This is a genomic window from Plantactinospora endophytica, from assembly GCF_016862915.1.
Lineage (GTDB): Bacteria > Actinomycetota > Actinomycetes > Mycobacteriales > Micromonosporaceae > Plantactinospora > Plantactinospora endophytica.
Genome location: NZ_BONW01000022.1, coordinates 31,862 through 45,452, shown reverse-complemented (window position 1 = coordinate 45,452; position 13,591 = coordinate 31,862). Strand labels below are relative to the sequence as shown.

Sequence of the window (13,591 nt, the reverse complement as noted above, 5' to 3'; positions counted from 1 at the left end):
GACGGATGACTGGCAGGGCCCCGCTGGTGGTCGTCGGAAACCCGGAAAACCGTCGGGTGACGCTGTTCCGGGCCGCCGCCGCCGAGGCTGGCGTACCCGTGGAGGTGCTGCCCTGGCGGCGGCCGGCGACCGGCCCGGTGCGGCTGCCCGACGCGGCCGTGGTCCGGATCGACTCGCCGGGCGAGGACGCCGAGGTCGACCGGCTGCTGCGCGGTGCCGACCGGCCCGCCGAACACGGCGAGATCGTCGGGCTGGCCGCCTGGTATTCCGGGCTGCGGGATGCTCTGGGCCGGCTCGGCGAGGCTGTCCGGAGCGCCGGGGCGACCCTGCTGAACGACCCCGACGACGTGCTCGCGATGTTCGACAAGCGGGTCTGCCACGCCCGGTTGACCGCTGCCGGGGTGCCGGTGCCGCCAGCCCTGGCCGCCCTGTCGACGACGTCGGCCGGTCGGGTCCGGCCGTCCGGTGGTTACGCCGAGCTGCGAGCGGCGATGCGGGCCGCGCGCTGGTCCCGGGTCTTCGTCAAGCCGGCGCACGGCTCCTCCGCGTCCGGAGTGCTCGCCCTCCAGGTGGCGCCGGGCCGGATCCGGGCCACCACCTCGGTCGAGGTGGCTGGCGACGGCCGGCTCTACAACTCGTTGCGGGTCCGCGACTACACCGACGAGCGGCAGGTCGCGGCCATCGTGGACCGGCTCGCCCCGGACGGGCTGCACGTCGAGCGGTGGTTTCCCAAGGCCGGTCTGGACGGCCGGACGATCGACCTGCGGGTGCTGGTCATCGCCGGCCGGCCGGAGCACGTCGTGGTCCGGGCCAGTCCCGGGCCGCTGACGAACCTGCACCTCGGCAACGCGCGCGGCGACCTGGCCGCGGTCCGGGCGGCGATGGGCGAGCCGGCGTACGCCGCCGCGCTGCACAGTTGCGTCCGGGCCGCCGCTTGCTTTCCGGGCAGCCTGCACGTCGGGGTCGACCTGCTGGTCGGTACCGACTGGCGACGGCACGTGGTGGCCGAGGTGAACGCCTTCGGTGACCTGCTGCCGGGGCTGTCCGATCCGGCCGGCCGGAGCAGTTACGCGGCCGAACTGCACGCGCTGCGGACCGGCCGCTTCGACCGATGGCGGGCCGGACTGGCGTCGACCGCCGAGCCGCCACCGACACCGCCACCGACACCGGAGCCCGACCCGACAGCGGAGCCGGTACCGGCCGCGACAGCGGTGCCGCCACCGACACCGGAGCCCGAGCCAGCAGCGGAGCCGGTGCCGGCCGCGACAGCGGTGCCGGCGGCGACAGGGGGGCTGGCCGCGAGAGCGGGGCTGCTGTCGGCAGCGGGCCTGGTGGCGACAGTGGTACCGAACGGGAGAGTGGGGCTCGCGGCGACAGCCGAGCCGGGTAACCAGCAGGCCCGGCGAGCGGGCGAGGGTGGTAGCGGGCAGCATGAGATCCAGGAGGCTGGCATGAAGGTGGGGAGGGCGGCATGAGGGAACTGATCGGCAGCCACGACCTGTTGTTCGTCACCCTGGACACACTCCGCCACGACGTGGCCGCCGAACTGGCCGCCGCCGGGCGTACGCCGAATCTGGTGCGTGCGCTGCCGGGTGGTGTCTGGGAGCGTCGGCACAGTCCGGCCAGCTTCACGTACGCGGCACACCAGGCGTTCTTCGCCGGTTTCCTGCCCACCCCCACCACCCCCGGCCCGCACACCCGACTCTTCGCGGCGGCCTTTCCGGGCAGCGAGAGCACCGGCGAGCAGACCTGGACCTTCGACGCCCCGGACGTGGTACACGCACTGGCCGACGCCGGCTACCACACCCTCTGCGTGGGCGGGGTCGGCTTCTTCAACGGCAAGTCCCCGCTCGGCGGCGTGCTGCCGGCGCTGTTCACCGAGGCACACTGGGAGCCCGAGTTCGGCGTCTCCGCCCCGCGCTGCTTCGAGGCGCAACTCGACCGGATCGCCACCGTGCTGCCGACGGTGCCGGAGGACCGGCCGCTGTTCCTCTTCGTCAACGTCGCCGCGATCCACCAGCCGAACCGGCACTACCTGCCCGGCGCCGACCGGGACACCCGAGAGAGCCACGCCGCCGCGCTGGAGTACGTCGACCGGCACATCGGGCGGCTCTTCGCGCTCGCCACCTCCCGGGACCGGCCCTGCCTGGTGCTGCTCTGCTCCGACCACGGCACGGCGTACGGGGAGGAGGGGCACAGCGGCCACCGGCTCGGCCACGAGGTCGTGTGGACTGTCCCGTACGGACAGTTCGTGCTCGAACCGGGTGACTGGGGCAAGCCCGGCGACTGGCCCCCGTCGGAACAGTCGGGGTGACCGGCTCGCTCGACGGGTCGCCGTACCAGGGCTACCTGTACGCGTATCCGCACAAGACGGCGTACCGGCCGCTTCGTCCGCGCCCGGCGCTGCGCGAGGTCTGGGCGGAGGAGCGGCGGGACGCCCTCTTCCTCTACCTGCACGTCCCGTTCTGCGAGATGCGCTGCGGGTTCTGCAACCTGTTCACCCGCTCGAATCCGCCGGCCGAGCAGGTGAGCGGCTATCTCGGCCAGTTGGCCCGGCAGGCCGACCGGGTTCGGGCAGCGCTCGGCGACGACGTCGGGTACGCCCGGGTGGCGGTCGGCGGCGGCACCCCGACCTATCTGGACCCGGCCGAGTTGTCCGCGATGTTCGACGTGTTGGCCGGTTTCGGCGCCCGGCTCGGGGCGGTACCGATGGCGGTGGAGACCTCGCCGGCCACCGCCACCCCGGACCGGATCGGGGTGCTGGCCGAGCGCGGGACCACCCGGGTCAGCATCGGGGTGCAGAGCTTCCTCGACACCGAGGCGCGGGCCGCCGGGCGACCGCAGCACCGCACCGAGGTGGAGCGGGCCCTGGACACCATTCGGGCGTACGACATCCCGGAACTGAACCTCGACCTGATCTACGGGATTCCCGGCCAGACCGCGACGACCTGGGCCGAGTCGATCTCCTCCGCGCTGCGCTGGCGACCGGAGGAGCTGTTCCTCTATCCGCTCTACGTCCGCCCGCTCACCGGCCTGGGCCGACGTTCTTCCACAGTGGAGACCGCCGACCCGGCCTGGGACGCGCAGCGGCTGGCGCTGTACCGGCAGGGCCGGGACCTGCTGCGGGCCGCCGGCTACCGGCAACTGTCACTGCGGCACTTCCGCCGCACCGGCCTGACCCACGGCGCTTCCCGACCGACCATCGACAACCCTGACCGCACCGAACTGACCGGCGACGACCTCCGACCCACCATGGAAAGCCCTCGCCGCACCGCGCCGACCGGCGATGGTCCGCGACCGACCGTCGACACCTCCGGGCAGGGCGGGCCGGACTACTGCTGCCAGGACGACGGCATGGTGGGGCTGGGCTGCGGGGCCCGGTCGTACACCGCCGACCTGCACTACTCGTTCGACTACGCGGTCGGGGTCCGGCACGTCCGGACCATCGTCGAGGACTACCTGCGCCGGCCGGCCACCGACTTCGACGTCGCCGAGGTCGGCTTCCGGCTCGACGCGGTGGAGCAGCGGCGCCGCTGGCTGGTCAAGTCCCTGCTCCGGGCGGACGGGTTCGACCCGGCCGACTACGCCGCCCGGTTCGGCAGCCGGGTCGACGACGACTTTCCGCAGCTCGACCGGCTCGCCGAGCGGGGCTGGCTGACCTCGGCGGGCGGCCGTACCGCGCTGACCGAGACCGGGTTGGAGCGGTCCGACACGATCGGGCCGTGGCTGGTCTCCGGGCCGGTCCGCCGGGCGATGGCGGACTACGCGCTCCGATGAACCCTGGGCTGGATGTGCGCGCGGTGGCCGGCCGTCCCGACCCGTCGGGCAACGGCGGAGCACCCGTACCGGCGACGCTCTCCGTGCTCTACCGTGGCCCGCTGGCGAGCTGCAACTACGACTGCCCATACTGCCCGTTCGCCAAGCGCCGGGACAGCGCGGCGGAACTCGCCGCCGACCGGGCCGCGCTGGACCGGTTCGTCGACTGGGCGACCCGCAACCCGGACGGCGACCGGCTGTCGGTGCTCTTCACGCCGTGGGGCGAGGGACTGTCCCGGTCCTGGTACCGCGACGCGCTGGTGACGCTCTCCCGGCTGCCGCACCTGGACCGGGTGGCGATCCAGACCAACCTGGCCTGCCGGCTGGACTGGCTGGCCGCCGCCGACCGGCGCACGGTCGCGCTCTGGGCCACCTACCACCCCGGACAGGTACGCCGGGAGACCTTCCTGGCCCGCTGCGCCCGGCTGGCCGAGCTGGGCGTACGGTACTCGGTCGGCGTCGTCGGGCTGCCGGAGCACCTGGCCGAGGCGGAGGCGGTCCGGGCGGCCCTGCCCGCCGACGTCTACCTCTGGGTGAACGCGGCCGAGGGGCACGTCTACACCGCCGCCGAGGAGGTGGCCTGGACGGCGCTCGACCCGCTGTTCGGCTACAGCGTCCGGCCGCATCCGTCGGCCGGTGCACCCTGCCGGGCCGGCGAGACGGTGATCTCGGTGCGTGGGGACGGCAGCGTCCGGCGCTGCCACTTCGTGGAGACCCCGCTGGGCAACCTCTACGACGGTTCGTACCGCGCCGCGCTGCGACCCCGGCCGTGCCCGAACGCCGCCTGCGACTGCCACATCGGGTACGTCCACCTGAAGACCCTTCCGCTGTACGAGGTTTTCGCCGGGGGCGTGCTGGAACGGATCCCGGCCCGCTGGGGCGTACCGCCCGTCGCGCTGGGCCGGCCACCCGGCGGGGAATGACGGCGGCCCATCCGATCTACGCGTTTTCTTCTTCGTTCGGAACGGCCCGGGGATGCGAGGGAGCCCACCCCGGGCTACCACCGTTACGGGGGAAGGAATGGCGGCCCGGGGTGGGGGTCGGGTGATTCGGCCGGTTGATCTCGTCGGCGCGGAACCCAATAGATGATCTGGCCGACGATCTGTGCGGGATGCCGATCGGGCAGTGCTTCCAGGGCGCGGGCAAGATGCGCGGCAAGGTACATCATCAGTCCCACCCGATTACCGTCGAAGCCGATCAGCAGCGACAGCCGGGCGTGCGGACAGGGCCAGTCGTGCTCACACGCCAGACAGCCGTACGCGGGTCCGGGTAGATGCTGGCCGATCTCGCGTTGGAGTCGGCGTCGTCGAGTCAGGTGTCGATCCCAGCGCGCCCACGGCCCGATCACCGGTCAGATCCGTTCGCCGTGCCGGGCACGGCTCTCCTGGGCAGGGGTGAGGTTCCCGGCCCGCCCGTTGGTGAGCCTGGGATACGCGCGGGTCGGGCTGTTCCAGCCCGCATAGCGGGTGGTCCGCTGCCGTTCTGGGACGGGCCGGGCGCTCCGCATCGTCGCGGCCTCGCGAGCGATAGCGGTTTCGGCCTGGACACGCCGCACCGCCGCCCGGAACGCGGCGTAATCCGGTGCTGCCGGCGCCACAAAGGACAAGGCGGGGCAGCGCCAGCGGTGCCCACACCGGCAGCGCAACCAGAGCCGCCGCCAATCTCGTCGGTGTTGCTGCCTCCGCCGGATTCCCATTCGGGCCACCTCCCAGACTCGCGGTAAAACGGAAGGGCAGGGACCGGTCCGGTATGCCCCGAGCTGATTCCTGCCCCCGAACGAACACGTGCTGGCCAACTGCATCCGGCCGCAGTCCGGGGCGCTCTCGTGGCCGTTCACACGAGCCGCCCGACGCCGTGCCGGATCCGCCCGGGGGCGACGTCGGTCCGGCGGCGTACGGCGGCAAGCAGCGCCAGGCAGCCACCCCGGGGGGCGCACTCGGTGCACCGGCCGCCGTTGCGGTGCTGGCGTACGAGCTGGAGATCCGCTAACCATTGCTGCCGCACGTCGACCTCCCGGATACGCCACGGCGCTCCGGAGCACAACCTCGGAGCGCCGCTCACATTGGGCGGATGGCTGGGTGCCGGCCGGGCCTCAGTCACGGGGAGAACCGGCCCGACCGGCCGGGATGCCGGACCAGCTGCGTACACCCGTACGGCGTCCCTACACGCAGCGTCGCCCCTTCGGTACGGTGAGATCCAGCGTGCGGGTGTCCGGCAGGTGTCCGGTGCGGTGTCCGATGATCCGGACAGGCAGCGTTAGCGATCGTCGCCGGACAGCGCCTCCCGGTACTCCAACGTCCACTCGGCTTCTCGCTGATGCGGCGGCAGGCTGTCCAGTCCGGCCCGGAGGTTGTCCTCGGCGGCGGCCCGGTCGCCGAGCGCCAGGTACGTCAGCCCGATACCCATCCTGCTGAACGTCGGCGTCAGCCAGTAGGCGGCGGCCGGTGCCGTCTCGGCCTCGGCCGCCTCGGTCAGGTCGCTCGCTTCGCCGAGCAGACGTCGGGCCGAGCCCGGGTCGCCGAGGAGTGCGTACCCGTGTGCCGCTTGTACCGCGTCGCCGACCCGTTGCAGCGCGGTCGCGCCGGGAGTCTGGTACGCGGCCAGGAAGTGCCGGACGATGCCGCGCGGGTTGCCGCGCTGCCGTTCCAGGTAGCCCCGGAAGTTCTCGACCTGCGCCGCGAGCGTGCCGCTGTCGACTGCATCGGCCTGCCGGGCGGCCTCAATCAGGACCCGCGTCGCCGCGTCCCCCTGGCGGCCCTCGGCGTACATCCACCCGATGAACTGGGTCCACTCGGCGACGACCTCGTGTAGCTCGGCGGCGTGCGGGCCGCCGGCCTGCTCGGCGAGGGTCTGCACCGTATGCCACTGCGGCACGGACCACGGCAGCATCACCGGGGCCGGCAGCACGTCGTCGAGCCGACGCTGTGCGGCCAGCGTCTCGGCCAGCGTCCGCACGGTGGCAGCGTCTAGTCGGGAGGGTGCGGCGATCACGTACGCGATCCGCTGGTCGTCGTCGGGGGTGGTCACCGTCGGCGCTTCGACGACCAGGGCGGCGAGCGTCCCGCCCGCTTCAAGGACGTCGTCTAGGCGTCGGGCCGCCTCGACGGTTGGACGTGCCCGAGACGCCTCTAGGTCGTGAAGCTGGCTCTTGCCGTAGTAAGCGCGGCGGGCGAGTTCCCGCAGAGACCAGCCACGGGCGGTACGCAGCTCGCGCAGTCGCGCCGGGAATCGGGGGTCGACGATGGGCGGGTACGGCATGGCGTGACTCCCAAGGTTACGGCTTGGGGTGGTGGCGACCCGGGCCGTAACCCCGGGTCGCCACTCCGGACGGTACACCTGACCGACTGCGTTACCCCCGAACCCAACGGACAAGGTGAGGCGTGCTGGCCTGGAACATCAGGTACGACAAGGCGTACCTGATGTTCCAGGCGGTTCCGGCGCATCACTCAGTCATTGCTCGGCGGGGGGTCTTTCAGTCGGACATGCTGTGCGGCGGTATGACGGTGCGGGTCGGCAAGCATTGGGCATGCAGGACAAGCTTCTACGCGTTGTCGAAGCGGCCGACCGAATACCCCGGTCGGCCGATTCATACGTCGGGCAGACTTGGCCGCTGGTCCTGGCGTCGCTGCCCGGCGGCAGCGACGTGGCATACCTTGAGGACCAGGCGGAAGGCCGCGTGATCACCGATCCGGACCGGGTTGCGGCATTGGTCCGCGCCTGGGACGCGATACGCTCTGTAGCACCACCCCGGGACATGTCCCGGGACTTGATCGCGAGGATGGCGAACGAGCTATGACCCCCATGTGGCGGAAGTCGACCCGCAGCAACACGAACGGCGGCAACTGCGTCGAGGTCGCCGCCAATCTTCCCGGCCGGGTGCTCGTCCGGGACACCAAGGACCGTGACGGTGGAACGCTGGCCTTCGGCCCGGCCGCGTGGCAGGCGTTCGTCAGTCTGGCGAAGCAGCACGGCTGACGGCTCCACAGGAGCCGCATCGCGACGAAAAGTCCCGGCCCTCGCAGCAGGGTCCGGGGCTTGTCGTCCTCTTGCAGAGGACGCCCGAAGGAACGAGGAACCGACCGAGCGGGCGGAGTTCTCCGGCGGCGGGTTGATCGAGCCGGACCGACAGGCCACTGCTGCTGGACCACACCGAGGAGTATGCACGCCAGATCATCCGTGCTGGAGCGCATTCCGAGGTGCAGACCGAGGAGCGCACCCGTGAGCGGATGGCGCGGCAAGTTGCCACCTTGGCGCGGGCAGAGCCCGTGATCCTGTCTGCAATCATCGGAGAGGCCGCACTTCGCGACGGGGTGCCGGACTGATGAAGGAACGGTTGGGGCACCTAATCGACGTTGGTCATCGGCCAAACGTGCACATTCGCGTGGTCCCGTTCGGTGGCGACCTGCACTTGGGACACGGCGGGCCGTTCGCCCTGGCAACGCTCCCCAACGAGTCGAGGGTGGCTTACACCGACGATCCGCTCGAAGGGAAGGTGGTCGCCTCGATATCGGACTTGGCGCACCTCGACGGAGCGTGGGAGTCTATCGGTGCCAGGGCGCTGCCCTGGCCCCAGACGCGAGACCTGATCTTGAGAGCGGTCGATGAATACGAAGATCGAACCGGCCTGGCACAAGTCGACCCGTAGCGGACCGAACGGCGGAGACTGCGTCGAGGTCGCCGCCAATCTTCCCGGCCGGGTGCTCGTCCGGGACACCAAGGACCGTGACGGTGGAACGCTGGCCTTCGGCCCGGCCGCGTGGCAGGCGTTCGTCAGTCTGGCGAAGCAGCACGGCTGACGGCTCCACAGGAGCCGCATCGCGACGAAAAGTTGGTCGACCGGACCGACAGGCCGCTGCTGCTGGACCGCCGGACCCGGCGGCCCCGAACCCGCCGGGGCCGGCGGAGCCGGGATTCGGGCCGGTCGACGGGACCGTCCCGGTCAACAAGGCAGCGGCCAGCGCGCTTCCGCGCGACGAGGACAGCCAGGACGGCTGCCGGACGGCCGACGGCAACGACCAGCGCACCGCCCTGTCGATGCATCCGCCGCCTCCCAGGTACGTCCTCTTTCCGGGACGCTACCGACGGCGTACGACAGTTTTCGCCGTGCCGTCGGTCAGGCCGGCGGCGGTACGTCGGTGAAGTGCTCGACCACCGGCGGCGCGGCGAAGTACGGGCCGATCAGCGAGCGCCAGGTGGTGAACCTGTCGGTTTCCCGGAAGTTCTCCACGTGCGCCTCGACCGAGTCCCACTCCACCAGCAGCACGAACCGGGACGGCGACTCGATTCCCCGGGTCATCCGGACTGACCGGCAGCCCGGGGTCCCGGCCAGCGTCGGGTGGGCCTTGGCGTACGCCTCGGCGAACGCCTCCTCCTGACCGGCCACCACGTCGATCAGCGCAACCTCCAGCACCATGCCCGGGAGCATGGCACGGGCCGGTCCGGGCTGGTCGATCGGGGTCTACCCGTTCCGTCCGGCGGTACCTACGGTAGGAACTCCGGAGGATCTTGCGGGAGGTGCGCCATGCTCGACTGGCTGACAGGTACGGCGTTCACCGTGGCGGACACGCCGACGAGCCGGGCCGAACTGCTCGGCTTCGCGACCGGGGTGCTCAACGTCTGGCTGCTGGCCCGGCAGAAGATGTGGAACTGGCCGATCGGCATCGCCAACGTGCTGCTGCTGATGGTGCTCTTCTGGACCGCCGGCCTGTACGCCGACGCCGGACTCCAGATCGTCTACGTCGGGCTCGGCCTCTACGGCTGGTGGGCATGGCTGTTCGGCGGCGCGCAGCGCAGCCGGCTGGTGGTCGCGCGTACCGACCGTCGGGAGTGGACGGTGCTGGTGGGCGCGGGCGGGCTGCTGACCCTGCTGCTCTGGCTGCTGCTGGACCGGGCGACCGACTCGACCGTACCGCTGCCGGACGCGTTGACCACCGCGCTCTCCCTGATGGCGACGTACGGCCAGTGTCGCAAGCGGGTGGAGAGCTGGTGGATCTGGATCACCGCCGACCTGATCTACATTCCGCTCTACGCCTACAAGGGCCTCTACCTCACCGCCGGGCTGTACGTCGTCTTCCTCGGGCTCTGCGTGCTCGGGCTGCGGAACTGGCGGGCCGACCTGCACCGGCTCTCCGCCGCCCGACCGGTGGCGCCCGGCCCGGCGCCCGCCACCCCGTGACCGGGCGGAACGGCAACACCTCACCCGCCACCCGCCGGCCCCATCGCCCGACGGGCGCTCCGAATCAGTCGGGCGCTCCGAATCAGTCGGGCGCTCCGAATCAGTCGGGCGGAGCGACTCCGTCGGGTGCTCCGAATCAGTCGGGCGGGGCGACTCCGTCGGGGACGGGGAACCAAATGCGGCCTGCGGATCGGGCGGGGCCGGCGGGCATGGGCGCGGCGGCGACGGGGGAGCGGCCGGCGGCCGGGCCGGAGCCGCCGGAGTTCGGGCACGGGCTGGTGGTGGGGAAGTTCTATCCGCCGCACGCCGGGCACCACGCGCTGATCCGGGCGGCGGCCCGCCGGTGTGCCGCCGTCACCGTGGTGGTCGCACCGTCCCGCCGGGAGTCGATTCCGCTGGACCTGCGGCTGGACTGGCTGCGCGAGGTGCATGCCGCCGACCGGCACGTCCGGTTCGTCGGCCGGTACGACGACCATCCGGTCGACTACGCCGACCCGGCCGTCTGGGAGGCGCACTGCGCGGTGTTCCGGGCGGCCGTCGGCCCGGCCCGGGTGGACGCGGTCTTCTCCTCCGAGGCGTACGGGGCGGAACTGGCTCGCCGGTTCGACGCGGTGGACGTACCCGTCGACCCGGCCCGGGGCGCCGTCCCGGTCTCGGGTACGGCGGTCCGGGCCGATCCGGTGGCGCACTGGGCGATGCTCAGCCCGCCGGTCCGGGCCTGGTTCGCCCGCCGGATCGTGGTGGTCGGCGCCGAGTCGACCGGTACGACCACGGTGGCCGAGGCGCTGGCGGCGCACTACCGGACCCGCTGGGTGCCGGAGTACGGGCGGGAACTGACCGCCGCCAAGCTGGCCCGGCTGCGGCGGACCGATCCCGACGCGACGATCTTCGACGTGCGCTGGGACCGGTCCGACTTCGAGACGGTGCTCCGGGAGCAGCAGATCGCCGAGGACGCCGCCGCCCGGCACAGCGGGCCGCTGCTGTTCTGCGACACCGACGCCCGGGCCACCGCGGTCTGGGAGGAGCGGTATCTCGGCTCGACCTCGCCCCGGGTCGAGGCGGCTGCGGCTGCCCGCCGACCCGACCTCTACCTGCTGACCGACCATCACGGGGTGCCGTTCCACGACGACGGACTGCGGGACGGTGCCCATCTGCGGGGCTGGATGACCGGGCGGTTCCGGGCGGTGTTGGCCGGTTCCGGCGTACCAGTGATCGAACTCACCGGACCGCTCGCGGACCGGTTGGCTACCGCGATCCGTGCCTGTGATCGGGTCCTTGCGGCCGGTTGGTCCCTCGCCGACCCGCTGCTGCCCCGGCGTCGCACCTAGGTTCCTAGGAAGCTGTACAGGGGGTGGCTCCGAGCACCCGGAGCAGGGGGAGATGCGCAACCGACGGGGAATGGTGAACAATGGCGCTGTAGGAGGGGAGTATTCCTTCGCGACGGTGTCGTCAACACGGTCGTCGGCCGGCAGACCGGCACGAGGACCCGGCACCGTAGGTTGTCGCCGTGGCGGTTTTCGCACGGCGATGGCGGAAGAGACCTCCGACAGTCACCATCGTCTACGCCGCCCGACGCGCGTCACTTCTGTGCCGACGGCGGCGCCGCGTGCCTGCCGGAGGGAAACTTGAACGTGTCCGCCTGGGTTTGGGCAGTGTCGCTCGTCGTACTGACGGCGATCCTGCTACTCGATCTCTTGATCATCGGCCGTCGACCACACGAGCCGAGCATCAAGGAGTCCGGCCTCTGGGTCGCCTTCTACGTCGGCCTCGCCATCGTCTTCGGGGTCGGCCTCGCCCTGACCACGAACTTCACCGTGGCCGGGGAGTTCTACACCGGTTGGCTCACCGAGTACAGCCTCTCGGTGGACAACCTCTTCGTCTTCGTGATCATCATGTCCCGGTTCGGCGTACCCCGGCAGTACCAGCAGAAGGTGCTGCTGATCGGCATCGTGCTGGCGCTGGTGATGCGCGGTGGCTTCATCGCGGCCGGCGCGGCCCTGATCAACCAGTTCTCCTGGGTCTTCTACATCTTCGGCGCCTTCCTGGTCTACACGGCGATCAACTTCTTCCGCCAGGGTGAGCCGAACGAGGAGGACTTCAAGGAGAACGTGCTGATCCGGTGGAGCCGGCGGGCCCTGCCGGTCTCCCGGGACTTCTCCGGCTCGCGCCTGACGGTGCAGGAGAACGGCCGCCGGTTGTTCACCCCGATGCTGATCGTGCTGATCGCGATCGGCACCACCGACCTGGTCTTCGCGCTCGACTCCATCCCGGCGATCTTCGGGATCACCCAGGAGCCGTACCTGGTCTTCACCGCCAACGTCTTCGCGCTGATGGGTCTCCGGCAGCTCTACTTCCTGCTCGGCGGCCTGCTCGACCGGCTGGTCTACCTCAACATCGGCCTCGCCGTCGTGCTCGGTTTCATCGGCGTCAAGCTGGTACTGGAGGCGCTGGCCGGCAACAACCTGCCGTTCCTCAACGGCGGCGAGCCGATCGGCTGGGCCCCGCACATCCCGATCTGGCTCTCCCTCACGGTCATCCTCGGCACGCTGGCGATCGCGACCGTGGCCAGCCTGATCAAGTCCAGCCGGGACCGACGGTCAGCCGAAAAGGTGCCGGTCGGCTGAGCCGGACGCAGTAGCGGCGGGTCAGGGAGTGACCCGGTGCGCGCCGACCAGGGTTGCGGTCCGGTCGGCGGGCATCGGTTCCTCCAGGACCCGCCGCTTCGTGTAGCAGGCGTGCAGCATCCGCCGGTCGCCCTGCGGCCCGGGGCGGGCGGTGACGATGCCGATGTGGTGGACGGGCCGGCCGGGCCGGGCGAAGAAGTAGAGGTCGCCGGGGCGTTCCGCACCGAGCGGTACCGGGACGGTGGCGGCGGCCTGGTCGTCGGCGTCCCGGGGCAGCCGTACCCCGAAGCGCCGCCAGGCCAGGTGCACCAGCCCGGAACAGTCGATCCCGTACGCCGAGACGCCGCCCCAGACGTAGACCACGTTCCGCAGCCGGCTGGCCACGGTGAGCACCTCGGTCGCGCTGGGCGGTCGGCGCGGTGCCGGCGCGAGATGGGTGTCGGGAGCCCAGAGCGGCTGCTCCTGATCGGGCACCCGCACCGGTCGCCAGCCGCCGCTGACCGGCCCCGCGCTGGTCAGCCGGGTGCCCAGGATGACGCCGGGCAGCACCACCGGCCCGGCCGGGGCGGCGTGCAGCCGGGTCACCGTGGCCGCCACCACCAGGTCCGGCGGCCCGGGGAGCGGCTCGGCCGGGGCGGCGAGCTGGTCGAGTGGCAGCCAGCCCGGATAGCCCCGGGGGTCGAGCTTGGCCGCCGGCTGTTCCACCGCGACGAGGCGTACCCAGCCGTCCGGGCGGACCTCCTCGACCAGTACCCGTTCGCCGAGCAGTAGCTGACTGAGTACGCACTCGCCGACGCGCTGGTCGGCGGTCATCCCGGAGATCCAGCTCGCGATGTCGGTGCGGCGGGACAGCGCCGGTGCGTCGATCGGGCGGACGGCCTCGGGACGGGCCCACAGGGTGGCGACGGCGACCCGGACGACGGCTTCCTGACCCGAGCGCAGCACCATGTCAGTCCCACCCGTTCCTCGCCCGCTC

General features: G+C 71.8%; 15 protein-coding genes and 1 pseudogene. 11 read left to right on the top strand and 5 right to left on the bottom strand.

The window, feature by feature from the left end:
- The first annotated feature begins 5 nt into the window (after window positions 1-5).
- From Pen02_RS23950 to Pen02_RS23935, 4 genes are read left to right on the top strand one after another with little or no spacing between them, the layout of a single operon-like run.
- On the top strand, window positions 6-1,475 hold the full coding sequence (locus Pen02_RS23950; protein ID WP_203868328.1) for an STM4014 family protein: 1,470 nt from the start codon (window positions 6-8) through the stop codon (window positions 1,473-1,475).
- Entirely contained in the window at window positions 1,472-2,314 is an 843-nt protein-coding gene (locus Pen02_RS23945; protein WP_203868327.1) for an STM4013/SEN3800 family hydrolase, read from the top strand. The genes Pen02_RS23950 and Pen02_RS23945 overlap by 4 nt, the downstream gene beginning before the upstream one ends.
- Entirely contained in the window at window positions 2,311-3,777 is a 1,467-nt protein-coding gene (locus Pen02_RS41940; protein WP_239141182.1) for an STM4012 family radical SAM protein, read from the top strand. The genes Pen02_RS23945 and Pen02_RS41940 overlap by 4 nt, the downstream gene beginning before the upstream one ends.
- Window positions 3,774-4,739: an STM4011 family radical SAM protein gene (locus tag Pen02_RS23935; RefSeq protein ID WP_203868326.1), complete on the top strand. Its 966-nt coding sequence runs from the start codon at window positions 3,774-3,776 to the stop codon at window positions 4,737-4,739. The genes Pen02_RS41940 and Pen02_RS23935 overlap by 4 nt, the downstream gene beginning before the upstream one ends.
- Before the next feature lie 83 nt (window positions 4,740-4,822).
- On the opposite strand, the gene Pen02_RS23930 is transcribed toward Pen02_RS23935, so the two are convergent.
- The 3 genes from Pen02_RS23930 to Pen02_RS23920 form a co-directional block, all read right to left on the bottom strand.
- Window positions 4,823-5,164, bottom strand: a complete 342-nt coding sequence (locus tag Pen02_RS23930) for a hypothetical protein (protein WP_203868325.1) — start codon at window positions 5,162-5,164, stop codon at window positions 4,823-4,825.
- A 485-nt stretch (window positions 5,165-5,649) separates the two neighbouring features.
- Complete coding sequence (locus tag Pen02_RS23925; protein ID WP_203868324.1) at window positions 5,650-5,820, bottom strand: hypothetical protein; 171 nt, start codon at window positions 5,818-5,820, stop codon at window positions 5,650-5,652.
- A gap of 252 nt (window positions 5,821-6,072) precedes the next feature.
- The gene (locus Pen02_RS23920) at window positions 6,073-7,074 is read right to left on the bottom strand and encodes a helix-turn-helix domain-containing protein (RefSeq protein WP_203868323.1); all 1,002 of its coding nucleotides are present in this window, start codon (window positions 7,072-7,074) and stop codon (window positions 6,073-6,075) included.
- A gap of 268 nt (window positions 7,075-7,342) precedes the next feature.
- Here Pen02_RS23920 and Pen02_RS43035 point away from each other — a divergent pair, with 268 nt between their 5' ends.
- The 4 genes and pseudogenes from Pen02_RS43035 to Pen02_RS23910 all read left to right on the top strand — a co-directional run bounded on the left by Pen02_RS43035 (window position 7,343) and on the right by Pen02_RS23910 (window position 8,612).
- Window positions 7,343-7,612, top strand: coding sequence for a Scr1 family TA system antitoxin-like transcriptional regulator (locus tag Pen02_RS43035; protein ID WP_372445656.1), 270 nt, complete (start codon window positions 7,343-7,345; stop codon window positions 7,610-7,612).
- Window positions 7,609-7,791 carry a DUF397 domain-containing protein gene (locus Pen02_RS23915; protein ID WP_203868322.1) on the top strand — a complete coding sequence of 61 codons (183 nt, stop codon included), beginning with the start codon at window positions 7,609-7,611 and terminating at the stop codon, window positions 7,789-7,791. The genes Pen02_RS43035 and Pen02_RS23915 overlap by 4 nt, the downstream gene beginning before the upstream one ends.
- Before the next feature lie 158 nt (window positions 7,792-7,949).
- A pseudogene (locus Pen02_RS43030) lies at window positions 7,950-8,461 on the top strand (DUF5753 domain-containing protein).
- The gene (locus tag Pen02_RS23910; protein WP_203868321.1) at window positions 8,418-8,612 is read left to right on the top strand and encodes a DUF397 domain-containing protein; all 195 of its coding nucleotides are present in this window, start codon (window positions 8,418-8,420) and stop codon (window positions 8,610-8,612) included. Before Pen02_RS43030 ends, Pen02_RS23910 begins: the two are co-directional and overlap by 44 nt.
- Window positions 8,613-8,929: 317 nt before the next feature.
- Here the strand turns inward: Pen02_RS23910 and Pen02_RS23905 are convergent, their stop codons facing one another.
- Complete coding sequence (locus Pen02_RS23905) at window positions 8,930-9,229, bottom strand: antibiotic biosynthesis monooxygenase family protein (protein ID WP_203868320.1); 300 nt, start codon at window positions 9,227-9,229, stop codon at window positions 8,930-8,932.
- A gap of 108 nt (window positions 9,230-9,337) precedes the next feature.
- Here Pen02_RS23905 and pnuC point away from each other — a divergent pair, with 108 nt between their 5' ends.
- The 3 genes from pnuC (at window position 9,338) to Pen02_RS23890 (ending at window position 12,615) form a co-directional block, all read left to right on the top strand.
- Window positions 9,338-9,991 (top strand): nicotinamide riboside transporter PnuC, encoded by a 654-nt coding sequence (gene pnuC / locus Pen02_RS23900; RefSeq protein WP_203868319.1) that lies wholly within the window; start codon window positions 9,338-9,340, stop codon window positions 9,989-9,991.
- A gap of 176 nt (window positions 9,992-10,167) precedes the next feature.
- Window positions 10,168-11,319 (top strand): AAA family ATPase, encoded by a 1,152-nt coding sequence (locus tag Pen02_RS23895; protein ID WP_239141180.1) that lies wholly within the window; start codon window positions 10,168-10,170, stop codon window positions 11,317-11,319.
- Window positions 11,320-11,616: 297 nt separating this feature from the next.
- Window positions 11,617-12,615 (top strand): TerC family protein, encoded by a 999-nt coding sequence (locus tag Pen02_RS23890; protein WP_203868318.1) that lies wholly within the window; start codon window positions 11,617-11,619, stop codon window positions 12,613-12,615.
- A 21-nt stretch (window positions 12,616-12,636) separates the two neighbouring features.
- Here the strand turns inward: Pen02_RS23890 and Pen02_RS23885 are convergent, their stop codons facing one another.
- Entirely contained in the window at window positions 12,637-13,563 is a 927-nt protein-coding gene (locus Pen02_RS23885) for a C40 family peptidase (RefSeq protein WP_203868317.1), read from the bottom strand.
- Between the last annotated feature and the right edge of the window lie 28 nt (window positions 13,564-13,591).